The organism is Streptomyces sp. NPDC060049, assembly GCF_042736715.1.
GTDB lineage: Bacteria > Actinomycetota > Actinomycetes > Streptomycetales > Streptomycetaceae > Streptomyces.
In genome coordinates, this window is the sequence record NZ_JBHWVV010000011.1 from 166,393 (window position 1) to 192,541 (window position 26,149).

Annotated in this window: 23 protein-coding genes and 1 tRNA gene; 7 read left to right on the forward strand and 17 right to left on the reverse strand. The window is 72.2% G+C overall.

The window, feature by feature from the left end; translation table 11 throughout:
* Positions 1 to 20 precede the first annotated feature (20 nt).
* The 4 genes from ACFWBY_RS22075 (at position 21) to ACFWBY_RS22090 (ending at position 5,842) form a co-directional block, all read left to right on the forward strand.
* Entirely contained in the window at positions 21 to 2,978 is a 2,958-nt protein-coding gene (locus tag ACFWBY_RS22075) for an adenylate/guanylate cyclase domain-containing protein (RefSeq protein ID WP_385333536.1), read from the forward strand.
* 44 nt (positions 2,979 to 3,022) lie between these two features.
* On the forward strand, positions 3,023 to 3,838 hold the full coding sequence (locus tag ACFWBY_RS22080; RefSeq protein WP_385333533.1) for a S8 family serine peptidase: 816 nt from the start codon (positions 3,023 to 3,025) through the stop codon (positions 3,836 to 3,838).
* Positions 3,835 to 4,470, forward strand: a complete 636-nt coding sequence (locus tag ACFWBY_RS22085; RefSeq protein WP_385333530.1) for a GAF domain-containing protein — start codon at positions 3,835 to 3,837, stop codon at positions 4,468 to 4,470. The genes ACFWBY_RS22080 and ACFWBY_RS22085 overlap by 4 nt, the downstream gene beginning before the upstream one ends.
* A gap of 82 nt (positions 4,471 to 4,552) precedes the next feature.
* On the forward strand, positions 4,553 to 5,842 hold the full coding sequence (locus ACFWBY_RS22090; protein WP_385333527.1) for a helix-turn-helix domain-containing protein: 1,290 nt from the start codon (positions 4,553 to 4,555) through the stop codon (positions 5,840 to 5,842).
* 22 nt (positions 5,843 to 5,864) lie between these two features.
* Here the strand turns inward: ACFWBY_RS22090 and ACFWBY_RS22095 are convergent, their stop codons facing one another.
* From ACFWBY_RS22095 to ACFWBY_RS22115, 5 genes are all read right to left on the reverse strand, one after another.
* The gene (locus tag ACFWBY_RS22095; RefSeq protein ID WP_385333525.1) at positions 5,865 to 7,712 is read right to left on the reverse strand and encodes a S9 family peptidase; all 1,848 of its coding nucleotides are present in this window, start codon (positions 7,710 to 7,712) and stop codon (positions 5,865 to 5,867) included.
* Entirely contained in the window at positions 7,702 to 9,138 is a 1,437-nt protein-coding gene (locus ACFWBY_RS22100; protein WP_385333522.1) for an NAD(P)/FAD-dependent oxidoreductase, read from the reverse strand. The genes ACFWBY_RS22095 and ACFWBY_RS22100 overlap by 11 nt, the downstream gene beginning before the upstream one ends.
* A complete protein-coding gene (locus tag ACFWBY_RS22105; RefSeq protein ID WP_385333520.1) occupies positions 9,135 to 9,455 on the reverse strand; it encodes a PqqD family protein in 321 nt (106 codons plus the stop codon). Before ACFWBY_RS22105 ends, ACFWBY_RS22100 begins: the two co-directional genes overlap by 4 nt.
* Positions 9,436 to 10,935 carry a StsB family radical SAM/SPASM domain sactipeptide maturase gene (stsB, locus tag ACFWBY_RS22110; RefSeq protein ID WP_385333517.1) on the reverse strand — a complete coding sequence of 500 codons (1,500 nt, stop codon included), beginning with the start codon at positions 10,933 to 10,935 and terminating at the stop codon, positions 9,436 to 9,438. The genes ACFWBY_RS22105 and stsB overlap by 20 nt, the downstream gene beginning before the upstream one ends.
* A gap of 74 nt (positions 10,936 to 11,009) precedes the next feature.
* On the reverse strand, positions 11,010 to 11,273 hold the full coding sequence (locus tag ACFWBY_RS22115) for a StsA-related sactipeptide RiPP (protein WP_214956904.1): 264 nt from the start codon (positions 11,271 to 11,273) through the stop codon (positions 11,010 to 11,012).
* Between the two features lie 313 nt (positions 11,274 to 11,586).
* On the opposite strand from ACFWBY_RS22115, the gene ACFWBY_RS22120 reads away from it, so the two are divergent.
* A complete protein-coding gene (locus ACFWBY_RS22120; RefSeq protein WP_385333514.1) occupies positions 11,587 to 12,339 on the forward strand; it encodes a BTAD domain-containing putative transcriptional regulator in 753 nt (250 codons plus the stop codon).
* A 32-nt stretch (positions 12,340 to 12,371) separates the two neighbouring features.
* Here ACFWBY_RS22120 and ACFWBY_RS22125 read toward each other — a convergent pair whose 3' ends face one another.
* The 3 genes from ACFWBY_RS22125 to ACFWBY_RS22135 form a co-directional block, all read right to left on the reverse strand.
* On the reverse strand, positions 12,372 to 13,646 hold the full coding sequence (locus tag ACFWBY_RS22125; RefSeq protein WP_385333509.1) for a glycosyltransferase: 1,275 nt from the start codon (positions 13,644 to 13,646) through the stop codon (positions 12,372 to 12,374).
* A gap of 287 nt (positions 13,647 to 13,933) precedes the next feature.
* Positions 13,934 to 15,106 carry a hypothetical protein gene (locus ACFWBY_RS22130; RefSeq protein ID WP_385333507.1) on the reverse strand — a complete coding sequence of 391 codons (1,173 nt, stop codon included), beginning with the start codon at positions 15,104 to 15,106 and terminating at the stop codon, positions 13,934 to 13,936.
* A gap of 625 nt (positions 15,107 to 15,731) precedes the next feature.
* Positions 15,732 to 15,805: transfer RNA gene (locus ACFWBY_RS22135), tRNA-Pro, on the reverse strand.
* A gap of 183 nt (positions 15,806 to 15,988) precedes the next feature.
* On the opposite strand from ACFWBY_RS22135, the gene ACFWBY_RS22140 reads away from it, so the two are divergent.
* Together ACFWBY_RS22140 and ACFWBY_RS22145 are read left to right on the forward strand one after the other, a co-directional pair.
* Positions 15,989 to 16,690: a transketolase gene (locus ACFWBY_RS22140; protein WP_385333505.1), complete on the forward strand. Its 702-nt coding sequence runs from the start codon at positions 15,989 to 15,991 to the stop codon at positions 16,688 to 16,690.
* A gap of 56 nt (positions 16,691 to 16,746) precedes the next feature.
* Positions 16,747 to 17,646, forward strand: coding sequence for a transketolase family protein (locus tag ACFWBY_RS22145; RefSeq protein ID WP_385333502.1), 900 nt, complete (start codon positions 16,747 to 16,749; stop codon positions 17,644 to 17,646).
* Between the two features lie 57 nt (positions 17,647 to 17,703).
* On the opposite strand, the gene ACFWBY_RS22150 is transcribed toward ACFWBY_RS22145, so the two are convergent.
* The 9 genes from ACFWBY_RS22150 to ACFWBY_RS22190 form a co-directional block, all read right to left on the reverse strand.
* Positions 17,704 to 18,075, reverse strand: coding sequence for an MmcQ/YjbR family DNA-binding protein (locus ACFWBY_RS22150; RefSeq protein ID WP_385333500.1), 372 nt, complete (start codon positions 18,073 to 18,075; stop codon positions 17,704 to 17,706).
* A gap of 107 nt (positions 18,076 to 18,182) precedes the next feature.
* Positions 18,183 to 18,728 (reverse strand): GAF domain-containing protein, encoded by a 546-nt coding sequence (locus tag ACFWBY_RS22155; RefSeq protein ID WP_385333497.1) that lies wholly within the window; start codon positions 18,726 to 18,728, stop codon positions 18,183 to 18,185.
* A 65-nt stretch (positions 18,729 to 18,793) separates the two neighbouring features.
* Entirely contained in the window at positions 18,794 to 19,396 is a 603-nt protein-coding gene (locus tag ACFWBY_RS22160; protein WP_385333495.1) for an ATP/GTP-binding protein, read from the reverse strand.
* Complete coding sequence (locus tag ACFWBY_RS22165) at positions 19,374 to 19,799, reverse strand: DUF742 domain-containing protein (protein WP_385333493.1); 426 nt, start codon at positions 19,797 to 19,799, stop codon at positions 19,374 to 19,376. The genes ACFWBY_RS22160 and ACFWBY_RS22165 overlap by 23 nt, the downstream gene beginning before the upstream one ends.
* Complete coding sequence (locus ACFWBY_RS22170) at positions 19,796 to 20,227, reverse strand: roadblock/LC7 domain-containing protein (protein ID WP_385333490.1); 432 nt, start codon at positions 20,225 to 20,227, stop codon at positions 19,796 to 19,798. Before ACFWBY_RS22170 ends, ACFWBY_RS22165 begins: the two co-directional genes overlap by 4 nt.
* Before the next feature lie 38 nt (positions 20,228 to 20,265).
* Positions 20,266 to 22,011: an ATP-binding protein gene (locus ACFWBY_RS22175; RefSeq protein ID WP_385333488.1), complete on the reverse strand. Its 1,746-nt coding sequence runs from the start codon at positions 22,009 to 22,011 to the stop codon at positions 20,266 to 20,268.
* Positions 22,012 to 22,293: 282 nt separating this feature from the next.
* Complete coding sequence (locus ACFWBY_RS22180) at positions 22,294 to 23,520, reverse strand: MBL fold metallo-hydrolase (protein ID WP_385333485.1); 1,227 nt, start codon at positions 23,518 to 23,520, stop codon at positions 22,294 to 22,296.
* A 198-nt stretch (positions 23,521 to 23,718) separates the two neighbouring features.
* The gene (locus tag ACFWBY_RS22185; RefSeq protein WP_385333482.1) at positions 23,719 to 24,504 is read right to left on the reverse strand and encodes an SGNH/GDSL hydrolase family protein; all 786 of its coding nucleotides are present in this window, start codon (positions 24,502 to 24,504) and stop codon (positions 23,719 to 23,721) included.
* Positions 24,505 to 24,651: 147 nt separating this feature from the next.
* Positions 24,652 to 25,803, reverse strand: coding sequence for a winged helix DNA-binding domain-containing protein (locus ACFWBY_RS22190; RefSeq protein WP_385333479.1), 1,152 nt, complete (start codon positions 25,801 to 25,803; stop codon positions 24,652 to 24,654).
* Positions 25,804 to 26,149: the final 346 nt, after the last annotated feature.

Here is a 26,149-nt window from a genome sequence, read left to right on the forward strand (position 1 = left end):
CCCCCGGAGGAGGACCCCGTATGAGCCGCAGACTGGTGGTCGTCCTCTTCCTCGACCTCGTCGGATGGACGCGGCTCGCCGAGCGCGTCGATCCGGAGGCGCTGCAGCAACTCCTCGAGCAGTACTACGAGATCTGCTCGGCAGTGGTGGAGGAGCACGGCGGGGTGGTGGAGAAGTTCATCGGCGACGCCGTCATGGCGGTCTTCGGCGCGGACACCTCCCAGGAGGACGACGCGCTGCGGGCGCTGCGGACGGCCATCCGCATCCGGTCCGACGTGCGCGAGCTGCGCACGCCGGCCGCCGGCGCGGCGCCGGTCGAGGTCCACTGCGGCATCGCGGCCGGCGAGGCGCTGGTGACGCGTTCGGCCCGGGCGGGCATCCGGGTCGTCGGCGACGTGGTCAACCTCGCCGCGCGCCTGCAGTCGCTGGCGGTCGCCGGGGAGATCATCGTCAACGAGACCGTGGGGCACCTGGCCCGTCCGCACTACTCCATGGCCGCGCTGCCGCCGGTGGTGCTGAAGGGCAAGGCCGAACCCGTTCCCGTACTGCTGGTGACCGGCGAGGCCGCCGCCGACCGGACGCGCGACGGTTCACCCATGGTGGACCGCGGCGCCGAACGCCGGCGGCTGCGCCGGATCTACCACCGGGTGGCCCGCGACCGGCGGCCGGAGCTGGTGACCGTGCTCGGGCCACCGGGCATCGGCAAGACCCGCCTGGTCAGAGAGACCGTGGACGACCTGGTCGCGGCGGGGGCGCGGCCCATCGCCGTGTTCGGCAGCTGCCAGTCCTACGGGACGAACGGGAACTACGCGGCGCTCCTCGAAGTGCTGGAAGCCCTGACCCGGCAGGTCCCGTCCAGCGCGGAGCTGCTGCGCGCGGACGAGCGCGTCGCCGGGGTGCTCACCAGCCTGCGCGACGCCTCGCTCTCGCGCCTCGCCGGTTCCGTTCCGGGACCGGGCGTGGAGGAGGTGTCCTGGGCCGCGCGCGAACTGCTGACCGCGGCGGCCTCGCGCCCGCTCGTCGTGGTGTGGGACAACCTCGCGTGGGCGGGGAAGTCGCTCCTGGGACTCATCGGTGAGCTGATGGAGAGCCTGCGCGACATCCCGCTCCTGATGGTCTGCGTGTCCAGACCGGAACTCGCGGGGCTCGAAGGTCCCTGGTTCCCGGACGACGTGATCGACGTCGGAGCGCTGGTCCCGATCGACAGCGCGCGCCTGGCGATCTCGCTGGCGGGGCGCGGAGGCGGCGCGGAGGTAGAACTGCACGACCTCGACCTGGTCGACCGGGTCGCGCTGTACAGCGCGGGCAACCCGCTGTACATCCGGCTGATGATGGACTGGCTGCGGGACGGCCGCACTGTCGAGGAGGTCCCGCCGACCATCACGGCCATGGTGGGCGCGATGATCGACCGGCTGCCCGCGCCCGCCCGGCGGCTGCTGGGCGCAGCGTCCGTGATCGGCCCCTCCTTCACCCTGGAGCAGCTCGCGCTGCTGGGCGAGACGGAGCCGGCGGCGGCCGTCGACGCGCTCACCGAACAGCGGCTGTTCCACGCCACGGGCGAGGACGGCGGCTACCGCTTCGTCCAGCAGCCGGTGCACGAGGTGGCCTACGGCCGGCTGGAGAAGGAGCAGCGCATCGCGTGGCACCGGCGCCTGGCCGGGGCCGGCTTCGGTGCCGGTTTCCACCTCGAGGCCGCGACCCGGCTGCTCAGCGGTCTTCGCCCGGACGACACGGAGCTGCCGCGGTTGGCGCGGCAGGCGGCCGAGGCGCTGCTGGGCGAGGGCACCGTGGCGCTGCGCCAGCGGGACGTGCCGACCGCGATCGGACTGCTCGGACGAGCGCTCGTACTGGCACGGAGCAGGCCGGACCAGTGCCGCTCGGTCGCGGCCGTCCGCCTCAGCGACGCCCTCATGCTGTCCGGGGACACCGCGGGTGCGCTGGAGGTGGTGGCGGCGGGCGCGTGGGACGGCCCCGGTGAAGGCTCCGCCGCAGGCCCGCCTGGGCGGCGGCCGTGCCTGGTTCAGGTGCAGCGGTCCCTGCTGGCGGCGCGGCTGGGCAAGGTCACCGAGGCCGAGGTGGAGGAGCTGCGGGCCGAGCTCGGCGGCGAGGAGCCCGACCGGTTCGCCTGGTGCCGCTTCGAGCAGCTGCGGATGCTGCTCCACTTGGACCAGGGCCGGTTCGGGGCGGCCGAGGAGGCGGCGGGCTCCGCGCTGGAGCACGCCCGGGCGGTCGGTGACGCGTACGAGGAGGACCGGCTCCTCGTGGCGCTGTGCGAGATCCGGCAGTGGTCTCCGACTCCGGTGCGGGAGAAGCTGTCGGGATGCGCGGAGCTCATCGAGCGGTTCGCCGCCGACCGGTTCCTGGCACTGCCCGCGCTGGCCGCCCGTGCCCGCTGCCTGGCTCTGATCGGGGACGGCGCCGGCGCGCGCTCGGCACTGGCCGGGGCCCGATCGGTCGTGGAACAGCTCAGGTTGACCCTGGGCGGTGTCCTGGTCGATCAGGTGGCCGCCCTGGCCGCCTCGCTGGACGGCGACCACGACGAGGCCGAACGGCGCTACCGCGGCGCGGCCGATGCCCTCGAACAGGCCGGCTACGTGCCGGTCGCGCTGACCATGCGGGTGCAGGCGGCACGCGAGCGCGCTCGGTGTGACCGGGCGGACGGAGCCGCCGGCCGGATCGCGCAGCTCCTCGGACGGCGTGACGAGATGGACGTCCGGGGGCGGATCCTGTGCATGTCGGCCGCCGTGCTGAGCGCCGCCGAGGAGGGCCGCCGCGACCCGGTGCGCGCCGAGGTGCTGGCCTTGCTGGAGGACATCGACGACCCTTGCCTGCGCGGCGAGGTCTGCTTCGACCTGGCCCGCGCCCACCGGTGCCTGGGCGAGCGGGCCGAGGCCCTCGCCATGGCCGGGCTGGCCGCCGACGCCTACACCGCGGTCGGTGCGACGAAGCCCCTGGGAACGGTGCGGGTATGGATGTGAGCGGTGTGCCCTGGCGGCGCGAACGGCTGCCGCACGCTTCGGGGATGCCCGCGTGGAGCATGCCGGCCGACGGCGGTCCCAGCGAGCCCGTGCCGACGGCCCTGTTCGAGGGGATCGACTCCCGCTGGGCCTGGGAGGGCGCGACGGGCGAGGGGGTTCGCGTCTGTGTGCTCGACAGCGGGGTCGAGGCGGACCATCCGCTGGTCGGGCCGGTCGAGCGGGCGTGGCACGTGGTGACGGCCGAGGGCCGGGCGCCGCGCGTGGAGGAGTGCGAGCCGCTCGACAGTGCCGGGCACGGTACCGCCTGCGCGGGGATCATTCGCGGCATCGCCCCGCGGGTCTCGCTCAGTTCGCTCAAGGTCCTCGGTGACGGGAGGTCGGGCAGTGCCTCCGCGCTGATCGCCGGCCTCGCCTTCGCGATCGAGGAGGGGTTCGACGTCATCAGCATGAGCCTGTCGACGAACAGGATCGAATTCCGCGACCGGCTGGGCGAGTTGTGCGACCGCGCGTACTTCCGCCGGACGGCGGTGGTGGCGGCGGCGCACAACATGCCGATCGAGAGCTTCCCGTGGAACTTCGCGTCGGTGATCTCGGTGGCCAGCCACGCCGAACCGGACGGCATGCGCTTCTACTACAACGCCGCGCCGCCGGTCGAGTTCCGAGCCCGGGGGGTGCGCGTACCGGTGGCGAGCCCGGGCGGCGGCACGGTCCGCAACACCGGCAACAGTTTCGCGGCGCCGCACATGGCCGGGATCGCGGCTCTCGTCCTGAGCAAGCACCCGTGGCTCACGCCGTTCCAGCTCAAGAGCGTCCTCTACCACTGCGCCGCAAACATCTCGGTCCAAGGAGGCGGAGCATGAAGCCCTGGCCGCACGATCTCATGGCCACCGAACGCCAACTGCTGCAGTCCGTCGTCTCGGTGGCCCGGTACATCTACGGAGCCGCCGCCTCGTCGGTGTTCATGGTGAGTCCCGACACCGGCGAGCTGATCTTCGCGGCGGTCGCGGGGGAAGGCGAGCAGGGCCTGGTCGGCAAGCGCTTCGAGCCCGGTACCGGCATCGCCGGCTGGGTGGCTGCCAGCGGTCAGCCCATGATCACGGACGACGTGGCCGGGACCGACCGGTTCGCCCGGGACGCCGCGGCTTCCACCGGCTACGTTCCCGCGAGCATCATGGCCGCCCCGCTCATCGCGGACGGGGAGTGCATCGGCGTCCTGGAGGTGCTGGACCGCCACACCCGCGACCCGGACGCGCCCGGCCGGGAGCTCGACGACATAGAACTGCTCGGCATGCTCGCGACGCAGGCCGCGCTGAGCCTCGCCCTGCTGCGGCGCGGCGAGTCCGCGAGCGCGGCGCCGCGCATGGGCGATCTGGTGGCACGCCTGTCGGAGCACGCGGTCATGGACTCGTCCGACCCGCTGGCCGTCTCGCTGCTCAGCATCTCGCTGAGCCTGCTGGACCGCGGTGCGCACCCCAGTTCGAAGCCGGGCTGACGGCCGACGGAGACGGATCGCAGACGTGCCGGCGACGCACCGGAGACGCGGACGGAACGGGCCCCGCCTACGCTCCTGGCCCATGGTCCACAGTGCCGAGGCCGAGGCTTCGCCGTTTCCCGAGCTGCTCCGCTTCAAGCGCGTTCAGGCCGGACTCACGCAGCGAACGCTCGCCGACTTGTCGACGATCAGCCCGCGGACCATCCGCGCCCTGGAGTCGGGCCGGGCGAACGCCCGGATCCAGACGGTCCGCCTGCTCGCGGACGCCTTGCGGCTCGAGGGGCTGCCCCGGGAGCTGTTCATCAAGGCGGGGGCGGGCAGCCAGCGGCAGGGGCCGAACGGGGTCGATCCTTGCCTCACGGTGCCCAGGCCGGTCAACGCCCTCCTCGGGCGCGACGTCGAGGTACGGGCGATGGTGGGCGCCCTGGAATCGGACCACCGCCGGATGATCTCCCTCTCCGGGCTCCCGGGAGTGGGGAAGTCGAGGGTGGCCGCGGAGGTGGCGGCCCGGCTCAGCTCGCGCCGCGGCTGGCCGGTGCTGTGGATCGGGGCCGGCACGGCGGCCCTCGACGGTCACGGAACGGCCTTCGGATCCCTGCTGAAGTCGTTGCGCCTGCTCGTCGAATCGGGTGCGGAGGACGTCTCGACGGTCTGCCGGCTCATCGGCCGGCACGAAGTGCTGCTCGTGCTCGACGGGCTGGCCGACGTGAGGACGCCGGTCGGTGTGGAGGAACTGCTGGCGTACTGTCCGGGCATCCGTGTGGTCAGCGCGTCGCGTGCGCCCTGGCACGTCGCGGGCGTCCAGGGGACGGTGATCTCGCCGCTGGCCACGCCGGCGGCCGAGGGGGACGCGGGGGGTTCCCTCGACGACCTCACCTGCGTGCCCTCGGTACGGCTGCTCCTGGACAGGCTCTGCGAGGTCCGGCCGGGCTTCGCGCTCGGCCGGGCGGACGCCGGGGCGGTGGCCACGCTCTGCCGCAGGCTCGACGGTCTGCCCGTCGCCCTGGAGGCGGCGGCCTCCCGGTTCCGGGTGCTGAGCCTGCGACAGCTCGCGGACACGCCCGCTCCGGACCTGCTCGACCTGCCGGCTCCGACGCGCTCCGCCGGTGTCCCCGAGACGGTCGGCCGCCTGATCCGGTCCGGCTTCGAGCACCTGGACCTCGCCCACCGCGCGATCTTGTCGGAACTGGTGCGCTTCGACCGGGCGTTGACCGTCTCCGAGGCTGCCGACGCGCTGCACCGGCCGCTGCACCAGGTGGTGGACGAGCTGGGCACGCTGATGGGCCGCGGACTCGTCCGGGCGTCGCACGAGGAGGCGGAGACCCGCCTGCACCTGCCGAACCTGCTGCGGGCCGCTCTGACCCGGCAGTGACGGACCCGCTACCGCGGACCCGTCATGCCATGTGCTCGGCGAGGAACCGTTCGACCGCCGCGTAGTAGGTCTGGCGGTTGGCGGGCCGGGCCAGGCCGTGGCCCTCGTCGGGAAAGAGCAGGTACTCGTGCGCGAGACCCTTGGCGGCCAGCGCCGCGACGATCTGCTCGGCCTCCTCCCGGGGCACCCGGACGTCGTTCGCCCCCTGGACCACCAGGACGGGGATGCGGATGTCGTCGACCCGCGACAGCGGAGACCTCTCCCACAGCATGTCGCGCTCGGTCTGCGGATCCCCGACGTGCGCGTACATGAACGACCGCAGCGGAGTCCGGTAGGGCGCCCCGGCGGCCAGCAGCGTCAGCAGGTTCGAGGGACCGCAGAGGTCTATCGCGCAGGTGAACACCTCCGGGGTGAACGCCGCACCGACCAGCGCGGCATAACCGCCGTACGAGCAGCCCATGATCGCGACCCGCGAACCGTCGACGCTCCCGTCGGAGACGAGATGGGCGAGCGCGTCGAGCAGATCGTCCTGCATCGCGGCACCCCACTGCTTGGCGCCCAGGTTGCGGAAGTGCTTGCCGTAGCCCGTCGAACCGCGGAAGTTGACCTGCACGCAGGCGTACCCGCGGTTGGCCAGGAGCTGCGCCTCCTCGTCGAACGCGAACGTGTGACGGGCCCAGGGTCCGCCGTGCACGTTGACCACCGCCGGAAGGCCCCGGCGCTCGGCCCCGGGCGGCCAGGTCACGTAGCCGTGCACTTCGACCCCGTCGCGCGCGCAGAACCGGAAGGGCTCCATCCTGGCCAGCCGGTAGCGTTCGAGCTCCGTCTGGTGGCTGAAGAGGTAGCGGAGCCGGCCGGCCGCCCGGTCGTAGACGTAGTAGAGGACCGGGCCGGCTCCGGTCACCACGGAGACGGTCCACAGCCGGTCGCGGCGGTCGGTGCGGTCGAGGTAGACCTCGCCGTCGATCGCCTGGAGCGCGAGCTCGCCGCGGATCCGCCCGACGTCCTTGCCGAACTCCTCGTCGAGGAAGACCCACTCGTCGCGGTCCTTGGCGAACAGCACCGCTTGCGGCCGACGGGTCACCGGGTCCATCTCGACCTGCTTGACGTCGTACACCGGGTCGGCGGCGAGCAGGGTGCGCCGCCCGGTCGCGACCTCGACCTCGAAGAGCCGGCCGGCGTTGGCCCCGATGGAGGACAGGAGGTGGCACGTGGCGCCGTCGCGGGAGAAGCCGATGACCCGCGTCCCCACGGCGTCCTCGTACGGCACGTCGAGCCACGGGGGCGCTCCCTCCGGCGCGTCCGGCGGGTCGAGGAAGACGGACGTGCCTCCGTCGGGCTTCATCGCCGTGCCGCCGCGGACCCGCAGGTCGGTGTCGATGATCCAGCTCAGGTAGCCGGGATTCTCCGCGACCATGGTGAGTCGGCCCGTCACCAGGTCCAGGGCGTAGACGTCGTGCAGGCCCGGCCGGTCCTTGTTCAGCCCGATCAGGACGGTGGTCGGGTGCCACCGGTTGTGCGCCAGTACGCGTGCCTGGACACCGTCGAACGGTGTGGCGCAGCGCTCCTCGCCGGAGACGAGGTCGACGAGGTACACCCGCCAGCTCTCGTCGCCGTTCTCGTCCCGCAGGTAGAACAGCGTGCGGTCGTCGTGGCACAGGCCGTACGTCCGGATGCCGCGCCCCCGGTCGTGCGTCACGACCGTCGCCTCGTGCGGCCGGTCCACCGGCGCCACCCATACGTTCAGCACGCCGTCGTCCGGAGCCAGGTAGACCAGGCGGGTCCCGTCCGGGGAGATCTCGGGTACGAGGTACGAGGGGTTGCCGAAGAGGACGGAGTGCGGGATCAGCGGTACGGCTTCAGTCGTCACGGTTCTCTTCCCGGGTGGGTCGGTGGTGCCGGGGCCCCGAGAACCACCACTCGCGGAGGCCGGGGAACTGGGCGACCGCCTCGTCGGTGTCGCGCGGCGGGTTCGCGTCGCCGGACACCCCGCTCGGCAGGGGCGGCTCCGCGGCCCAGAGCGAGGGGACCGGTACGGGGGCAGGCGCGGAAACCAGCGTCTGCGAACGGAAGAGCTGCGTCATCAGAGCCGGACTGGTGAGCACTGCCTTGGAGACCCTGGCCCTCATCCGGTGCCCGGCGTCGGACGCGGAACCGTGCGCTCCGGCCCGCGCGCGCACCCGGTCCTGGTCGGTCGCCATCTTCCATGACCCGGCCGCCACGTGCGCCACCGCGGCCTGGAGTCCGGGGAGGACGCGCGGGTCTGCGCCGCGCCGTGCAAGCTCTCGGTCCAGTCGCACGGCGCTGAGCAGGGCGACGGACATCCCGTGCGAGTAGACGGGGTTGACCGCCGTCAGCGCGTCGCCGACGACCAGGAAGCCGTCGGGCATCGCCGCGCGTTCGTAGAACCTCCTGCGGTTGGCGGTGGCCCGGTACGGCCGCACTCCCCCGAGGGGTTCGCCCGCGCCCAGGAGCTCCGCCACGATCGGCGAGCGCAGCGCGCGGGCGCAGCCCGTGAACCCCCGCTCGTCGGTGGGCGGGGCGGCGGCGCGCGTGCCGGTCAGCGTGAAGATCCACCGGCCGCCCTCGATGGGGAACACCGTCGCGCCGAAAGCGGGCCGGCCGTTCTCGGGACGCGGGTGCACCATGACCGCGGGGATGCCGGCGGCGAGGCCGGGGGGCGCCCGGTAGATCCGGGTGGAATACGCCTGGCCCGAGTCGACGACCTCCTCCTCGACGCCGGGCCCGCCGATCGCGGCCAGCCAGCGTACGGCCCGCGACCGCCGGCCCGTCGCGTCGACCACGATGTCGGCGTGCAGGGTCTCGGCGGAGCCGTCCTCCCCCGCGACCACGACACCACTGACCCGCGACGCGTCCCCCACGAGTCCCAGGACCCGGGTGCGCTCCCGCACGGACACCGCGCCGTCGGCCAGGGCCCGCTGCCGGATGACGTGGTCCATGAGCCACCGGCTGCACGAGACCAGGAAGGCCCCGGTCTCGTGGCGCCGGAACCAGCCGTCCGCGCTCAGGATCAGTGCGCCGTCCGCGAGGCCCCGCCGGTGCGCTCCCTGGTCCAGGAGCGCCCGCAGTGTTCCCGGGAGCACCGTTTCCAAGGCTTCGGCGCCGGCGGTCACGAGCACGTGGCTGTGGAACGCCTGGGGCAGCCCCGTCCGGGCCCCCGGGCCCACCGGGTACCGGCCGCCCTCGACGACGGTGACCTCGTCGACGTGCCGGGAGAGCACCTTGGCCACCAGTACGCCCGCGAAGCCCCCGCCGAGGACGACGGCCCTGGTCATGACCGCGCGGCCGGCTCGCTCCGCGTCTCGGCCCGCATGTCGGCCGGCGTCTCCTGGATCAGATCGGCCTCGACCATGGAGCTGATGAACGCGTCCACTTCGGCGCGGATGCGAGCGGTCATCACGGTGTTGTGACCCGCGAACAGGAGGGACAGGTTCCTGATGACCGTCTCCCGGTCCCCGTCGCTCTCCACGAGCGCCCAGATCTGGGCGGCGGTCGAGTTCAGGGTGCGGAAGTCGCCGGACTCGCTGTGATAGAGCGAGATGCCGTCCGGGGTCTCCTGCCAGATCACCGCGTCATTTATGCGCAGGGACATCGCCCAGCCTCCTGTTCACCGGCATGATGGGAATCAGTTCACCGACCTTGATCCCGGGCACGGGCGCGGGCGGGCGGACGTAGGTCTTCCACTGGTCGTGGACCGCGTGCACCTCGCCGGTGGCGACCATCCGGGGGATCGTCATGTCGAGGTCCTTCTCGGCGAGCTCCGCGCGGGTCACCCCGGTCTCCTGCCACAGCTGCGTCGTGACGCCGTGCCGCAGGATCCGGCACAGGTGCCGGCTGTTGCGCCGCAGGTCCCCGGACTCCGACATGTGCGCGGCCCGGCATCCGCCGCCGCAGTTCGCCTTGATGTAGCACTTCTCGCAGTCGGAGTGGAACTCCCCGCCGTACACGGTGCTCTGGCGCATCGCGCTCAGCACCGGACTGGCGAAGATCTCGGACAGCCGCTGCTTGCGGATGTTGCCGGCGTACTCCCCCTTGCCCGTGATGAGCTTGCACGGGTAGACGTCACCGAGGGAGTTGATGTAGATCTCGTTCCCGCCCATGCCGCAGTTGCCCTTGACCGAGCACGGGGTCACCGGCCTCGGGCCGTCCGGCTTGAACTTCCCGGCGACCGGCGAGGTCCAGACGAGCTGCTGCACCCGCAGGTGGTCCTGCCAGCCGAAGTCGTAGTCGTCGCCGACGCCCCGGCCCAGGTCGTTGTGGTTCATCAGGCGGACGCTGTGGATCTCGATGCCGTCGAGGAAGGAGGCGAAGTCCTCCAGCTCGTCGACGTTGTCCGAGGTGACGATGTGGTTGATGGCCGGCGCCACGCCGACGTCGTTGAGCAACTGGATCGCCCGGTGCGTCTTGGCGAACGCGCCCTTGCCGCGGGTGCGGTCGTGCGTCTCGGCCGTGCCTCCGTCGAGGCTCACCGTGACGGCGTCGAACAGCTCGGCGAACCGCTTCGCCGTCGCCGCGCTCCGGATCATCGTCGCGTTGGTGATGACGTTGGCCTTCAGGCCGCTGCGCTTGGCGTGCTCGACGATCTCGAACAGGTCCTTGCGGAGCATCGGTTCGCCGCCGGTGAAGATGATGGTCTTGGTGCCGAAGTCGGCGATCTGCGAGACCAGGTCCAGCGACTCGGCGGTGCCGAGCTCGCCTGGAAGGCACTTCTCCGACGACGCGTAGCAGTAGGGGCAGCGGAGGTTGCAGCCGTCGGTGATGGCGTAGTAGGCGACGTTCAGGGGCGGTTCACCGAGCTTGACCTTGGGCCTGTTGCCGTTGAAGTACACGATCCAGTTCAAGATGAGCTTGGCGAGGACGCGCTCCGTCTCGTCGTTCGCCTCCAGTGACGCCTGCTCCCCGCGGGCCTGGGCGGCGGCCAGGGCTTGGAGGACCCGGAACTCACGTCCGGTCAGGACGCACCGTGCGGCCACCTCCGGGTTGACCACGAGGTGGTCCTCGTCGTGCACAAAGTACGTCAGGTCGTTCGGCACCTCGAACAACGACAGGTTCCGGACCAGATTCCCGCGCATCCCGCTCCTCTCTGGGCTGGCACAGGCGCGGCCCGACGCGATGGGCCGTCGGACCCCGCCTGTGGACTGTCGGACTACTCGGCCTGGCCGGAGCCCGACCAGAGGCCGCACGCACAGAGCATCGCGGCGTCGAAGCCCTCCTTCGTGGCCTCGGGCGAGGTCCAGTCCTGAGAGTGCGCCGCCACGTCCGGGAGGATCGCCGCAAGGCGGGTCTTGGTCGAGATGAGGACCTTGGTCTCCTCGGCGGTCAGGCTGGCGTAGAACTCCTCGAGTGCGGGCGCCATCGTGCCGCCGATGACACCGGCCGCACGGAGGGACTCCAGGGCGTTGAAGGTCATGCTTCCACCTTTCGCTGTCGCGATCGATCCGGGACGCAACCGAGACTGCGCGCGGGAGACCGGTGAAACAACCCCACGATTGTGGGTTGTGCCGGAGCGGGGTCGGGGGACATACGCGTCGCGGGCGACGGCTCTCGCGGCGGCGCATCAGAGCGGCTAGAACGCGCCACGCAGGGGTGTTGACGATCTCCAAGCCTTGCTTCACGCTCATACCACAGCCGTTGTGAAGCTCATGTGAAGCGAACGTGGAAATCGGGATCAATGGAGCGCCCACCCGGCGGCCGGCGGCCCGTCGGACGACCCGAGAGGTGCGATGAATCCCACCGGCTTAGGCATCGTGCACATATCGCTGCTGCCAGGCTTCGTCTGCCGCACTGGTCAGCGGATTGCCGATCTCAGCGACATCCAGCAGCGGCTCGTCGCGGCTCTGGTGCTCAGCGACCGCCCCATGCGACGCGGCGACCTCGCCGCACGCCTGTGGCCCGACGCCCCGCCCGCCCGCGCGGGGGCCAGATTGCGCCAAACTCTGTGGCGGTTGAACCAGGCGACGTCCGGCGGCCTCCTACACGCCTCACACACCACCATCACCCTCGCCGACCACGTCGAGGTGGACTACCGGGCGGCGGCCGGACTGATCTCGACGGCGTCCGGGGCGGGCGGGGCGGCGGTGAGCTACGACCGGCTGCCGCACACCTGGAGCATGCTGCGCCACCCGCTGCTGTACGACTGGGACGACGACTGGCTCGTACCGTTCCAGGAGAAGTGGAAGCTGCAGCGCGTCCAGACCCTGGAGCTCCTCGCCGAGAACTTCCTGCGGCGACGGCAGCACTCCGCCGTGCTCGAACTGGCCGACGCCGCGACCCAGGCCGACCCTCTCCGGGAGGGCCCGCGGCGCATAGCCGTCCAGTCGTGCCTGCACGTCGGCGAAGTCGCCGACGCACACCGCCGCTACCGCGGCTACCGCGAGCTGCTGTTCTCGGAACTGGGCGTGGCCCCGAGCGGCGCCATCCCCCAGCTCCTGAAGCAGGACCGCGACCGCCAGCTCGCCTTGACGGCGGACTACTGACCGGCGGGATCCCGTGACGAGCTCTCAGGGCATCACACCAGCAGGGGCCCACCGCACCGTTCGGCGCCTTCCTTCACGGCGACCAGATTGGCCTGCACATAGGAGATGCGGTTCGCGGAGTGCCAGTCGGTCGGGTAGTAAGTGACCAACCGCGAACGGTGGAACCGCGCCCGGATCTCGGGCACGAAGGCGCGGTACTGGTTGTCGGTGTAGTACCAGAACGAGTTCTCGTTGTAGTAGGCGACGTGCGTCGGGTCCTGGTAGGCGCCCCGGCCGTCGGAGCTGGGAGTCTGACTGAGGAGCAGGCCACCCGGGGCCAGCAGCCGGTACAGCTCGTTGATCAGTGGAATCTTCGCGGGCACGTGCTCCAGGAAGTCCACGGCTCGGAGCAGGCCGACCGAGTCGTCGGGAAGGTCCAGGGGCTCGGGCAGCCTCGCGACGATGTCGACGCCTTCCCGCGCGTACTGGTCCACGCCCAGGTAGCCGGGCGGCTTGCGGTGCGCGGCGCCGAGGTCCAGCGCGAGCAGCCCACGCCGCTTGGTCCACGCGAGCGCGTTGGCCTCGATGTATTTGTCGTACAGGGCTACCGTCTCGCGCTGGATGTGCGCGTTGACCTCGCCGTCGCGCTGGGTGTTGTGGGGATGCATCCGCTGCAGGTACAAGCAGCTGGGGATCCGATGGAAGTCACCCGCCTGGAAGAGACGGCACATCAAGTCCTGGTCGTCGAGCACCGTGCGGGTGGCGTCATACCCGCCAACCTGCTCATAGGCGTCCTTGCGGAAGGCCCGCACGTGGTTGGGGGCGTACCAGATGTACGACACGTTGTGCGGCGTCGGCGCCATGGCGACGGCCTGCAAAAGCCGGCGGCCGTCGACATCCACCTCCTCGTACTGCCAGCCGTGCGCCTCGTTGAACCGCGTGTCGTCGCGGCTTGCGTCCTCCGCGATCTGGGCGGTGTGGCTGTAGACGAAAACGACGTCGGGATTCTCGTCGAAGGCCTCCGCCAGTTTCCCCAGGCAGTCCTTTGCCAGCAGGTCGTCGTGGTCGAGCTCGACGAGGATCTCTCCGCATGCCAATTCGCAGGCACGACGCTTGGCCGCTCCAACGCCGCGGATGTCGTCGGCGATCTCTACCCGGACACGGTCATCGGGGTGTTCCGGCCTCCATCGCGCACCGTTGTTGAGGAGCACGATCCACTCCCAGTCGGAGCAGGTCTGCGCTTGCAGGGTCGCGAGGCATTCGTCCAGGAAGCGCGGTCGGTGGCTGGGAGTGAAGACAGAGAATTTCGGCGTCGGGGAAGAAGTCATCTGCTCGTACCTGTCTGAGTGCCTGTCGGTGCTGCGGTCACGGAATCGCGGAACTGTTCGGGGACGAGCTGTCGGAGCGACCGGGCGGCGCGGACGGCGAGGCGGGAGGCATCCTCGGCCTCGCCGTCACGGTCCTTCCTCACCAGGGCCTGTCCAAGGTGCGAGCGCCGTCCGCTTCTTCACGGGGATCTACCAAACCGATCTGGGTACCGACCGACTCGGCCGACAGGGCCACGCACGGACATCGGTGAGGGCCGGCCGGCCGAGCGAGGCGCGCGGCCCGGGGTTCACGGAGCGCACACCGCATAGACGGTGATCGTGCGCACGTCGGCCGCGGTGGCCTGCCAGCCAGTAGCCGGGGAGCCACCGGTGGGCCGGTTGAAGATCATCTCGAGGTTGCCCGACGCATCGGTGGCGAAGCCGCCGCCGAGGGCGAACCTACCGGCGGGGCACATGACCGCGGCATTGCCCGTAGCGGTGGTGGCCGTGACGACCTGACTCTGCGCCCCCGGGCTTACACCCTGGTTGCCCTGGACACCCTGGTTGCCCTGGAAGCCCTGACTCCCTTGGACGCCCTGGTTCCCCTGGAACCCTTGGAACCCCTGGTTCCCCTGGTTCCCCTGGTTGCCCTGGAACCCCTGATTGCCCTGGTTCCCCTGCGAGCCGGACTCACCCTGACTGCCCTGGTTCCCCTGGAACCCCTGGTTACCCTGGTTCCCCTGCGAGCCGGACTCACCCTGACTGCCCTGGTTGCCCTGGAACCCCTGGTTACCCTGGTTCCCCTGCGAGCCGGACTCACCCTGGTTCCCCTGGAACCCCTGGTTACCCTGGTTCCCCTGCGAGCCGGACTCACCCTGACTGCCCTGGAACCCCTGGTTACCCTGGTTCCCCTGCGAGCCGGACTCACCCTGACTGCCCTGGAACCCCTGGAACCCCTGGTTACCCTGGTTCCCCTGCGAGCCGGACTCACCCTGACTGCCCTGGAACCCCTGGTTGCCCTGGTTGCCCTGGAACCCCTGGTTTCCCTGCGAGCCGGTAGCACCCTGGTTCCCCTGGAACCCTTGGCTCCCCCGGCTGCCCTGGCTTCCCTGGCTGCCCTGCGGACCGTTAGCACCTTGGCTCCCCTGGAACCCCTGCGGCCCGGTGTGGCCCCGGGGCCCTTGCTCGCCCTGCGGACCCTTGTTCTGGTGATACCCGCCGTTGCCGCAACCAGACGGTCCTTCTTCGTCCTCGTCCTCGTCCTCGTCGTCATAGGCCGTCGGCCAAGGGTCGGGGTCGAATGCGATCCCCCGCGCACCGTTCGGGCCTGGCACCGAGTGAGGGCAATCGACACCTGCCGGCTCGATTGAATGAGCCAGAGCGGTCGTCGAGGAGACGAAGTTGACGACCAGGCCAAGAGCCCCCGCCGAGAACATGGCGGCGGTCTGGAGCCAGGACTTGCGAAGCGACTGACGCTTCATCACTGAACCTTCCTGCAGGACCGGAAGCGAACACGCGGACATGCACCGAATTCACGGGGGCGCAGTGGTGTGCCACGCCGCCCCGGAGGGCCACACGGCGGCATGTGGGGGCCTACTCGTGCTGTAGGTATGCCGACTCCAGCCTGTGGCATCCCACAACCTCGCCGTGCTTCATTCCATTGGGTTACGGGCTGGTCCGGGCCACTGCCCTCGACCTCATCGCCCTCGAAATCACCGACTTGGAGGCCGTCCGTACCGCAGTCGCCGACCACGACGTGGTGGCCGACTGCGCCACCTGGACGGATGTCCACGACCGGGACCGCCGAGGCCGCCACCACCGCTTTGAACCCAACGGGCGTCGGCCAGCCGGCCCTTGCGCGCCCGGGATGCCGGCTCGACGTTCGGCGCCCGGCGACGCCGCACGACATCGGCGACGAACGGCAGGGCGCCGGCATGCGCAGCCTGCGCCCGCGTGGCAGCCCGCGGTTCGCGGAGCGGGTCGAATGCGTCGCAGCCGGACAGTCCTCCCCACAACGACGTGCGGCAGAGGCCCAGCCGGTCCCCAAACGATCAAAGGCCGTATCGGATGATTCCGATACGGCCTCTGACCTGCGACTCTTTCGAGTCGGGACGACAGGATTTGAACCTGCGACCCCTTGACCCCCAGTCAAGTGCGCTACCAAGCTGCGCCACGTCCCGATGCCCGCTGACCTGGGATTTCCCCTGGTTTGAACGCGCAGGAGAACAATACCGCACTTCAGGACGTACTCGCGCGCACCTTTCTTTCCGGCCCTCCGGCCCTCCGGCCCTTCCGGCGGCCGGACGGGGGCGGCAAACGCGGACACTTGACCTCAAGCACGCTTGAGGTTGAAAGATCGAGCCATGACACAGGCAGCCGCGGACACCCGGTTCCGCTACGAAGACCTCGGACCGCTCATGGCGCTCATGACCGGAGCCGAGAAGCACGGCCCCGCCGCCACCTCCACGCTCGACGCGCTGTGGGTGCTCTACGACCGGGTGCTGCGGGTCGGACCCGCCACCGCCGGGGATCCCGGGCGGGACCGGTTCCTGCTCTCCAAGGGACACGGGCCGATGGCCTACTACGCCGTACTCGCCGCCAAGGGGTTCTTTCCCGTCGGCTGGCTGAGCGGGTTCGGCGCCTACGACTCCCCCCTCGGGCACCACCCGGACCGCACGCTGATCCCCGGCGTGGAGATCGGCAGCGGCTCGCTGGGTCACGGGCTGCCGCTCGCCGTCGGCAGCGCGCTCGGGCTGCGGGCGCAGGGGCTGACCGAGTCGGCGGTGTGGGTGCTGATAGGCGACGCCGAGCTGGACGAGGGAAGCAATCACGAGGCGATCGCCTACGCGGGCCCGGCGGGTCTGGAGCGGCTGCACACGGTCGTGATCGACAACGACTCCGCCACGCACGGCTGGCGGGGCGGCATCGCCTCCCGCTTCGAGGCGGCCGGCTGGTCGGCGCTCACGGTGGACGGCCGGGACCACGCGGCCCTGCACGCCGCTTTCACCGCACCGCACCCGGGCCGGCCGCACGCCGTCGTCGCCCGTGTCGAGAAGAAGCAGTGAAGAAGCAGGAACGAAGCAAACGAGCAAGTACGCAGGCAGCGAGATCAGGGGGAGACATGGACACCATGCGCGAACGGTTCATATCAGTCACATCGGACGCACTCGACGAGGATCCCCGGCTGGCCCTCGTGCTCGCCGAGATCACCATGGACGGCTTTCGCCCCGCCCAGGAGCGCCACCCGGACCGAGTGGTCAACGTCGGCATCCGTGAGCAGCTGCTGATCGGTGTGGGCGGCGGGCTGGCTCTCACCGGACTGCGGCCCGTCGTGCACACCTTTGCCAGCTTCCTCGTGGAGCGGCCCTTCGAGCAGGTCAAGCTCGACTTCGGGCACCAGGGCACGGGCGGGGTCCTCGTCAGCGCGAGCGCCAGTTACGACTGGCCGGCCGGCGGCTTCACCCATATGGCTCCGGGTGACGTGGCCCTGCTGGACACCCTGGACGGCTGGACCGTCCACGTCCCGGGCCACCCGGACGAGGCCGAGGCGCTGTTGCGCCACGCCTACGCCGCCGGGGACGACAAGGTCTACGTCCGGCTCTCCGCTCAGTCGAACGCGCGGGCCCGGCCCGTCACCGGCCTCGGCTTCCAGACCGTTCGGGAGGGCCGCGCGGGCGTCGTCGTCGCCGTCGGCCCGCTGCTCGACAACGTCCTCGCCGCGACGCGGGGCATGGACGTGACCGTCCTGTACGCCCCGACCGTGCGGCCCCTGGACGACGAGGCGCTCCGCTCCGCCGTCGGGCGCGCCGCTGCCGACGTGGTCCTGGTCGAGCCCTACCTCGCCGGGACCTCCGCGGCGGCCGCGGGCGAAGCGCTCGTCGAGGTGCCCCACCGGGTGCTCGGGCTCGGCGTCGGCCGCGCCGAGCTGCGGCGCTACGGAACGATCGAGGAGCACACGGCCGCCCACGGCCTGGACCCGGCGTCGTTGCACACCCGGATCGCCGCCCACCTCCGCGCCTGACACCGGAGCCCGGGCCGGCTCGGCACCCCGGCCGAGCCGCCTCGTACGGCCGCGCCCTCAGCCGCCCAGTTCCGGGTGGGCCGCGGCGAGGCGTTTGGGTGCCGCCTGGAGCCAGGAGTCGGTCAGGATCGAGCGCAGCTCAGCCGCGTCCCGCACCGCCGCCAGCCGCACGCGCAGCCACGCGTAGTTGTCGTCGTGGCCCGGTCGTATGAAGAACTTCTCCGGCTCCGCCGCGATCAGCTCCGCCCGCTCCTCCCTCGGGCACTTCACGCCGATCGACGTGTCGTCGTCGGCGAGCGCGACGAAGATCTTCCCGGTCTTCCCGTTCTTCCCGCCCACCCGGAAGGTCGGCATGCCCCAGGCGGGCTTCTCGCAGCTGTCCGGAAGCGACAGTGCGATCGTTCTGACGTCCTGCGCTGTCGTGGCCATCCCCGCGACTCCTCTCCGGATACCGGTGTCCCTCGTCTCCGACCGTAAACCCGGCCACTGACAACCGCCCGGGCCGCCCGGGCCGACGGCCCGGGCGGCGGGACCGCTCACCCGCGGCGGTCCTCCCGCTCGTGCACCAGCTCCACCAGCTCGGCCGCCAGCGCCTTCACCGCCGCCAGCCCGTCCAGCCCCCACCGTCTGGGCGTCACGTCCACCGCGCACACCGTGCCCAGGACGATCCCGCGCCGGTCGGTCACCGGCGCGCCCGCGTAGGAGCGCACGCCGCTCTCGTCCACGACGGCATTGCCCGCGAAGCGCGCGAAGTCCCGTACGTCCTCCAGGACCAGCGCCCGCCGCCGGGCCACCACGTGCGGGCAGTAGCCGTGGTCGCGGGCGAGCACCCGTGCCGGGTAGCCGCTCGCCGGCGCGCCGGGCGCGTGGTGCAGGCCGGCGAAGAACTGACGTTCCTCGCCGATGAAGTTGACCCCGGCGTAGGGCGCGCCCAGCGCGTCCGCCACCCGTCGCGCGAAGGCGTCGAGCTCTCCGTCCGCCCGCTCCCCCAGCCCCAGCTCACGCAGTCGCACCACGCGTGCGGGGGCCTCCCGGTCCACTGGTGTGAGCAGCAGGTGCCCGGTCGATTCGAAGTAGGTCATGGCGTCTCCCCCGCATCCCGTTTCCGACGAATTCCGTTACTCCGAGCACTTCAACTCCGAGTACTTCACGATGTCGCGCGCGGCGGGGGCTCCGCCGTCGACAGCAGGTGGTGGACGAGGGCGGCCAGTGCGCCCGTGCCGGAGCTCGGCAGCCGCGCGTCGCACCGTACGACGGGCACCTCCGGCGCGAGCCCCACCGCTTCCCGCACCTCGTCGGCCGCGTAGCGGTGCCCGCCGTCGAACTCGTTGACGGCGACGACGAAGCCGATCCCGCGCCGCTCGAAGAAGTCCACGGCGGGGAAGCAGTCGGCGAGGCGGCGCGTGTCGGCGAGTACCACCGCCCCCAGCGCTCCCGCGCACAACTCCTCCCACAGGAACCAGAAGCGCTCCTGGCCGGGCGTGCCGAAGAGGTAGAGCACGTGCCGCTCGTCGAGCGTGATGCGGCCGAAGTCCAGCGCCACGGTCGTGGACGTCTTCGACTCGACGCCGTCCAGCGGGTCGGCGGCCTCGCTCAGTCCGCTCAGCAGCTCCTCCGTGCTCAGCGGTTCGATCTCGCTCACCGCGCCCACGAAGGTGGTCTTGCCCGCCCCGAAACCGCCCGCGACCAGGATCTTCAAGGTCGCGGGGGCCCCGTGGCCGGGGGCCTCAGAGCCTCTTGCGCAGGCCATCGAGCACCGCCAGGAGAAGGGACCGGTCGTCATCTGCGAACGCGCCGGCGGCCGGACTCGGGAAGCGCGGGGCCCGCACCGTCACCGCCCCGTGTTCCATCAAGTCGGACAGGAGCACCTTGACCACCACGGCGGGCAGTCGAAGCTGTCCAGCCACCTCGGCGACGGTGACCGCCGCCGCGCCGGCGCACAGTCGCAGCGCGAGGGCGTGCTCGGCGCCCAGCGGTCCGCGCGGTCGGACGCCGGTGGCCGTCACCAGCGACAGCAGGTCGAGCGCGACGGCGGGCCGGGTACGACCACCGCTCGCCGTGTACGGGCGCGTCACGCGGCCCGCCGAACCGTCCAGCCACGGCGTGTCACGCGGCGCCCCCGGTGCCGTTGCCCCCCTCGCCCGGGCCCTCATCGCTCCGCGTCGGCGGCGGGCCGCCTCGGCGGAGCAGCCAGGTACGGGCGCACGCTCTTGACCAGCATCGCCATCTCGTATCCGAGAACGCCCGCGTCGGCCTCCCGGTCCGCGAGCACCGCGAGGCAGGTGCCCGATCCGGCCGCCGACACGAAGACGAGGGCCGTGTCGAGCTCGACCACCACTTGGCGCACCTCCGCGCCGTCCGCGAACCGGGACCCGGCGCTGCGCCCCAGCGAGTACAGCCCGGAGGCGAGCGCGGCCAGGTGGTCGGCGCTGTCCGCGTCGAGCCCGTGGACGCACGAGACGAGGCCGTCGGAGGTCAGCAGCACCGCGCTGCGCGTGTACGGCACCCGCTGGACCAGGCCGCCGAGCAGCCAGTCGAGGTCCGAGAGCCGACTGGTCGTGGTCGCCACTTCGCCGCCCATGGGGATGCGCTCCTTCGCTTTCGGGTGAGAGGCCGGGGTCACGTCTGGTGCTCCGACTGGGCGAGGCCGAAGCCCCGTTGGAAGGCGGCCATCAGGCCGGGATCGTGCACGGGCTGATCCGCGCGCGCGTCCCCGGCCGGCCGGGGTACGGGTGCCTCGCGCAGCTGGCGGGCGACGTGCTGCTGGGCGCTGCGCCGGGGCAGCGACGGCCGCTCCTCGCCGGCCCGGGCGGCCGGCACGCTCACGGTCACGGGCGCGGTCACGGGCGCGGCCAGGGGCGCACCCCCCGGCAGCGGCCCGGCCCCGGACTCCGGCGCGGTCACGGGCACCGGCACCGGCACCGGCACCGGCACCGGCCCGAACGCGGTCACCGGCCCCGCCGCGGCTTCCGCCGCTTCCCCGGCGTCCGGTTCCGTACGGGGCGCGGCGGCCGGGACGCCGACGGCCCATCCCGGCACGGCCGGTGGAGCGCAGGAGGACGCCCCGGGCGGGCTCACGCGCACCGGCTCCAGAGGCGGCGCGCCCGCCCCCTCACCCGTGCCCCACGAGGTGGCCCTGGAGCCGCCCAGGGCATCGGCCGCACCCGGCGCTTCGGCCCCCAACAGCTCCTGCGGCAGGACGAGCACGGCGAGCACGCCACCGTAGATGTTGGACTTCAGCTCGACGGCGATCCCGTGCCGTCGGGCCAGCGCCGAGACGACGAACAGGCCGATCCGCCCGTCCGCCAGCAGGTTCCGGACGCTGATCTGGTCGGGGTCGCCGAGCAGGGCGTTCATCCGGCGGGCTTCCTCGGACGGCATGCCGAGGCCCCGGTCCTCCACCTCGACCGCGATCCCGGCCGTGACCCGCTCCGCGCGCACCACGACGTCGGTGTCGGGGGCGGAGAACACCGTGGCGTTCTCGACGAGTTCGGCCAGCAGGTGCACGACGTCGGCGACGGCGTGGCCGCGCACCGTGCCGCCCGCCGGGGGCACCACCTTGACCCGGGTGTACTGCTCGACCTCCGCGACGGAGGAGCGCAGTACCTCGCTCAGGTCGATGGGCCGGGTCCACTGGCGGCGCGAGGCGGCGCCGCCGAGGACGGCGAGGTTCTCGGCGTGCCGGCGGATCCGGGTGGCGAGGTGGTCGACGTGGAAGAGCTCCTTGAGCAGGTCCGGGTCCTCGACCGCGTCCTCCAGGTCGTCGAGCAGCGAGATCTCCCGGTGCACGAGGGACTGGAGGCGGCGGGCGAGGTTGACGAAGACCTCGACCTTGCGGTCGCTGTCGGAGGGCGCGACGGGACCCCCGAGGCGGACCAGGGTCGCGTGGGCCTGTTCGCGGGCTCCGCGCAACTCCTGGGCGAGCAGCCAGAACTCGTCCACTCCCCCGTCCGAGCCGGAGGCCGGCCCGGCCGGTCCGGCGCGCACCGGGAGGGCGGACGGCTCGCCGCGCTCCAGCCGGTCGGCGGCGGTGAGCAGCTCCTGGCGGCCGCGCACGCTGGAGCGGCGCAGCGACTCGCAGCGGTCGCGGACGGTCTTGGCGGCGCGCTGGGCCCCGAGCAGGGCCGCCGCGAGCGCTCCTACGACGAGCAGGGCGCATCCGGCGAGCACCGGCCACAGCCGGACGTCCCGGGCGCCCGCGCCGCCGCCGAGCTGGAGCGTGAAGATCACCGCTGCGGCGCCGCTGAGCCCGGCGGCGAGGGTGGGCAGTACGGCGGCACGGACCAGCTGGGGGCGTATCTGCCGGCTGGGACCGGTGACGGCGTGTCTCGACGGGGAGTGGCGGGCGGCGCGGAGTCCGGACATCGGCGTCCTCGGTCAGTGGGGCCCGGCCCCCGGGCGTCCCGGGATCCGGTGTTGATCACCGGATACCCACGCTAGACCGCTCGCTCCCGCCCGGGACGGCCAGTTGGGGAACTTCGCCCGGGTGCTTCCCCCTCCCGGTGGAGCGCTCGCACGCGAGCCCGAATGCGCCGGGAGCGCGCACGCCCGCACAGCCCGGGTCGCTCACCACCCGTCCCCGGCGCCCCGTGCTCCCCGTCGGCCCCGCCGGGCGCCGTGGGCGGCACGTCACCCGGCGGCAGCCCGCTACGAACCGACCGCCTCCGGCTCCTCGCGCGTCTCGCCCCGCGCGCGGCCTGCCGCGCCGACCGGCCCGGCCGCACCGCCCGCGGCGTCCGGCGCCACCGCCGCACGCACGCCCGTGCCACCGGCCACGAACGGCCGCCACCAGGGCGAGCTCGGGGCGTCTGCCGCACCCGGCTCGAACGGCTGGCCCGGAATCGGCAGCGCGATCGCCGCCCCGGCCCCCTCGGCCGCGGCGACCGTGCCCTCGCCGGGCTCGTCCCACGGGTGCGGAGCCAGGTTGAAGGTTCCCCAGTGGATCGGCAGCATCGTGCCGTGCGGGGTGCCGCCCTGGAGGTCGAGGTGGGCGCGCATGCCCTCCTCCGGGGTCATGTGGATGTCGGGCCAGTACTCGCTGTACGCCCCGATCTGGATCATCGTCGCGTCGAAGGGCCCGTGCTCCGCGCCGATCTCCTCGAACCCGGGGAAGTACCCCGTGTCCCCGCTGTGGAAGACCCGGTGCTCGTCCCCCGCGACGACCCAGGAAGCCCAGAGGGTGAACTGCTGGTTGCGCAGGCCGCGGCCGCAGAAGTGACGGGCCGGGGTGGCCGTGAGGGAGAGGCCGGCGACCTTGGTGGTCTCGTTCCAGTCGAGCTCGCGCAGCCGGTCCGCCGGGACGCCCCAGCGCTCCAGGTGCGCGCCGACGCCGAGCGGCACGGCGAAGACCGTGTCCGTGCCCGCCAGCTCCTTGATGGTCGGCAGGTCGAGGTGGTCGTAGTGGTCGTGCGAGATCACCACGACGTCGACCTCGCCCAGCGAGGCGAGCGGCACCGGGACGCGGTGCAGCCGCTTGGGCCCGGCGAAGGGGAAGGGGGAGCACCGCTCGCCCCAGACCGGGTCGAAGAGCACCCGTCGTCCGTCGATCTCGACGAGCACGCTGGAGTGCCCCATCCAGGTCAGCCGCAGTCCGCCGGCCGGAGGCTTCGCCAGCTCGGCGAGCGTCGTCGGGTAGACCGGGATGGGGGCGCCGGGGTTGCGCCGGAGCCGCTGCTCCTTGTGGAAGTAGATCTTGGCGAACTCCGCCATCGACCCGGAAGGCCTGGTGCGGGCCCCCACCGGATTCTGGAACACGCCGTCGGCGAAGTTCGGCGAGCGCCGGATCCGCTCCAGCCGGGCACCGGACGGATCCGCGCCGAAGGCTTCGGGCCGCAGGGCGCGCAGCCGTGGACGCAAGGGACGGGAGCCGGTCAAGGCGCCTCCTGGGTGGGGTGCGGGCAGGGTGTTCTCATGGCTTACCACCTTCCCAACGCGCAGCACTCCCGAAGGATTCCGCTACGCGTCCGCGAAGGGTTCCGTTCCCGGTTCCCGGAGGATCGTGTTCCGCGCCCCCGGTGCCGCCCCGCCCGCTCCCCCGTCCCGCCCCTCGCGCCCGGGCGCCCCCGTCCGCTTCTACAGCGGCAGCAGGTCCGGCCGCTTCGCCTCGACGTGGTCACCGGAGGACTCCCCGCGCAGCCGCCGTCCGATCCAGGGCACCAGGTACTCGCGCGCCCACTGGATGTTGTCGCGGGTCACGTCCACCGACCCGCGCGGCCGCAGCGGCGGCCAGGGCTGGTCGGGGTCGGCGGGCACCTCCAGGCCGAGCACCTGCGCGGCGCGCAGCGCGACCCGGGTGTGGCCCTCGGGCGAGAGGTGCAGCCGGTCGGCGTCCCAGGCCCGCCGGTCCTGTACGGACTTCAGCGACCACAGGTCGAGCACCGGGCAGCCGTACCGGTCGGCGATGGAGTGGACGTGCGCGCTGAAGGTCGCGATCTTGCCCCGGATGTGCTTGAGGACGGGCACGTCCCGCGTGTCGAAGCCGGTGGTGATGACGACCAGGCCGACCGCTCCGGTGAGGTCGCGCACGGCCGCCTCGTACCGTTCGGCCACGGCGTCCGGGTCGCTGCCGGGCCGGATGATGTCGTTTCCGCCCGCGCAGAAAGTCACCAGGTCCGGTGCGAGCTCCTTGGCCCGGGGGACCTGCTCGGCCACGATCTGGTCCAGGAGGCGGCCGCGCACCGCCAGGTTCGCGTACCGGAAGTCGTGCTCGTCGCGCTGATCGGCGAGGAGTACGGCCAGCCGGTCCGCCCATCCAAGAAACGTTTCCCCGGGTCCCGGGTCCCCAACGCCCTCGGTGAAGCTGTCCCCGATCGCCGCGTACGAGCCGATGGTCTTGAGTGTCGTCGTCGTCGCTGCCACGGGACCACATCTTTCACCCCGGGCGACCACCTACGCGACCGTAGCCACGGACTTACGTACCGTGATCTTCACCACCCGTCAGACGAGGAATAAAGGACCGGCGCCGGAAGGGGCGGCGACCCCCCTCCGGTCGCCGCCCCGCCGGGGTCATACGAGTAGCCGGGTCTCGGCGCTCGGCAGCTTGCCCCACCAGTGGCCGTACCGGCGGTAGACCTCCGGGTCGCGACCGGCGAGGAAGGCCGTCAGCGACCGGGCCTCGGCGGCGAGCGCCTCCCAGACCGGCTCGGGCAGCGGGTGGAAGGCCGTCGCCTCCACACCCCCGCGCGCCGGGCGCCACACTCCGGCCACGTACCCGTCGACCAGCAGGGCCGCCAGCGTGTCGCCGTTCACCCGGGTGACGAGCCTGCGGTACTGCGGCGGGACGATCCGGGCGCGGTCGGAGTAGGCGAGCAGGACGCTGTCCCACATGGCCATCAGCCGGGGCGGCGCCGGCGTGTCGCCGTCCGGCAGGGGCGCGCCGGGAACGTCGAACAGCTCCTGGCCGTCCGGGCCTTCCAGCCGCTGGACGGCGCCGCGGAGCCCGGCCTCCCGGAGCGCCTTCCTCACCCTGGCCCGCTGGACCATCGAGAACTGCGCCACGTCCGCCACCGACGCCGGACCGAAACCCTCCAGGTAGCGCACGACGAGTGTCCGCAGGGACTCCTCGGAGGCCTCCGGGTCCGCGGGCACCGCCCGCGTCGTCCCGTGCGGGAAGGCGATGTAGGAGGGACGCTCGCCGAAGGACCACGGCGGCGCGGTGGGCGCGTGCAGCAGCGGCGCGTACTGCCGCAGCCCCCACCACGCTCCGGGCTCCGGCGGCGCGCCCAGCCGCCGTCCGAGCCACTCCTGGCACTCCGCGGCCGTACGGGGCCGGTCGGCGAAGGCCAGCAGTTGCGGCACCAGCGCGTCGGCGTCCTCGGCGGTCAGCCCCGACGCCGTGAACCGCCCGCCCAGCCGGGCAGCCCGCACGCCCGGCTGCACCGCCTCCCGGAACGCCGGGAAGTCATCGGCGTGCACGGCGTGCAGGGTGATCCGCATCAAAGTCGACTTGACGACTTCGTGGCCGCTGAAAGCCGCGTCGAGTTCGGCCGGGTCGAAGTCCGCGAGCCGGTTCCACAGGGCGAGGTACGGCGAGGCGGCCTGCTGCGCCTGCAGCGCGACCACCCGCCGGATCCCGTCGCCGACGCCGAGCGCCTCCCGCCCGAGCAGCAACTGCCGTGCGAGCGTGGAGCGGTTGAGCTCCCTTGCCGTGACCCTCATGCCGTGAACCCCGTTCCGTGGCCGCCTCGTCCCCCGTCTCGTGGACCGGTGACGGCGACGTCCACGAAGGCCGGACGAGCAGCTTAGGTCGTCTCTTTCGGATCGTGGCGGCCGAGCCCGCGGCGTCTGGTGCCGTGCATGGCAAGGCGGAGGCGCCGTGCCGCGTACTGGTACGTACTGGGGCGCCCCGACAACGCGGCCAGGTGCGGTGCCAGGCGTCGCGGGCCCGGCAAGATCCGAAGGAGACGGCTTCGTGCCGCGGCAGGTGGACCTTCCCGGACACAGCACCAGGCCGTCCCTTGCGGATCTTGCCGGCTCGGCAAGATCCGAAGGGACGGCCTGGCGG

What these genes read in the sequence shown, in the direction of transcription:
- ACFWBY_RS22120 (WP_385333514.1), top strand. Translation starts at nt 11,587, where the DNA reads ATGAATCCCACCGGCTTAGGCATCGTGCACATATCGCTGCTGCCAGGC.
- ACFWBY_RS22100 (WP_385333522.1), bottom strand. Translation starts at nt 9,138, where the DNA reads ATGACCAGGGCCGTCGTCCTCGGCGGGGGCTTCGCGGGCGTACTGGTG.
- ACFWBY_RS22105 (WP_385333520.1), bottom strand. Translation starts at nt 9,455, where the DNA reads ATGTCCCTGCGCATAAATGACGCGGTGATCTGGCAGGAGACCCCGGAC.
- ACFWBY_RS22090 (WP_385333527.1), top strand. Translation starts at nt 4,553, where the DNA reads ATGGTCCACAGTGCCGAGGCCGAGGCTTCGCCGTTTCCCGAGCTGCTC.
- ACFWBY_RS22075 (WP_385333536.1), top strand. Translation starts at nt 21, where the DNA reads ATGAGCCGCAGACTGGTGGTCGTCCTCTTCCTCGACCTCGTCGGATGG.
- ACFWBY_RS22125 (WP_385333509.1), bottom strand. Translation starts at nt 13,646, where the DNA reads ATGACTTCTTCCCCGACGCCGAAATTCTCTGTCTTCACTCCCAGCCAC.
- ACFWBY_RS22085 (WP_385333530.1), top strand. Translation starts at nt 3,835, where the DNA reads ATGAAGCCCTGGCCGCACGATCTCATGGCCACCGAACGCCAACTGCTG.
- ACFWBY_RS22150 (WP_385333500.1), bottom strand. Translation starts at nt 18,075, where the DNA reads ATGGCCACGACAGCGCAGGACGTCAGAACGATCGCACTGTCGCTTCCG.
- ACFWBY_RS22145 (WP_385333502.1), top strand. Translation starts at nt 16,747, where the DNA reads ATGGACACCATGCGCGAACGGTTCATATCAGTCACATCGGACGCACTC.
- ACFWBY_RS22155 (WP_385333497.1), bottom strand. Translation starts at nt 18,728, where the DNA reads ATGACCTACTTCGAATCGACCGGGCACCTGCTGCTCACACCAGTGGAC.
- ACFWBY_RS22175 (WP_385333488.1), bottom strand. Translation starts at nt 22,011, where the DNA reads ATGTCCGGACTCCGCGCCGCCCGCCACTCCCCGTCGAGACACGCCGTC.
- stsB (WP_385333517.1), bottom strand. Translation starts at nt 10,935, where the DNA reads ATGCGCGGGAATCTGGTCCGGAACCTGTCGTTGTTCGAGGTGCCGAAC.
- ACFWBY_RS22170 (WP_385333490.1), bottom strand. Translation starts at nt 20,227, where the DNA reads ATGGGCGGCGAAGTGGCGACCACGACCAGTCGGCTCTCGGACCTCGAC.
- ACFWBY_RS22115 (WP_214956904.1), bottom strand. Translation starts at nt 11,273, where the DNA reads ATGACCTTCAACGCCCTGGAGTCCCTCCGTGCGGCCGGTGTCATCGGC.
- ACFWBY_RS22130 (WP_385333507.1), bottom strand. Translation starts at nt 15,106, where the DNA reads ATGAAGCGTCAGTCGCTTCGCAAGTCCTGGCTCCAGACCGCCGCCATG.
- ACFWBY_RS22080 (WP_385333533.1), top strand. Translation starts at nt 3,023, where the DNA reads ATGCCCGCGTGGAGCATGCCGGCCGACGGCGGTCCCAGCGAGCCCGTG.
- ACFWBY_RS22140 (WP_385333505.1), top strand. Translation starts at nt 15,989, where the DNA reads ATGACACAGGCAGCCGCGGACACCCGGTTCCGCTACGAAGACCTCGGA.
- ACFWBY_RS22160 (WP_385333495.1), bottom strand. Translation starts at nt 19,396, where the DNA reads ATGGCCTGCGCAAGAGGCTCTGAGGCCCCCGGCCACGGGGCCCCCGCG.
- ACFWBY_RS22165 (WP_385333493.1), bottom strand. Translation starts at nt 19,799, where the DNA reads ATGAGGGCCCGGGCGAGGGGGGCAACGGCACCGGGGGCGCCGCGTGAC.
- ACFWBY_RS22190 (WP_385333479.1), bottom strand. Translation starts at nt 25,803, where the DNA reads ATGAGGGTCACGGCAAGGGAGCTCAACCGCTCCACGCTCGCACGGCAG.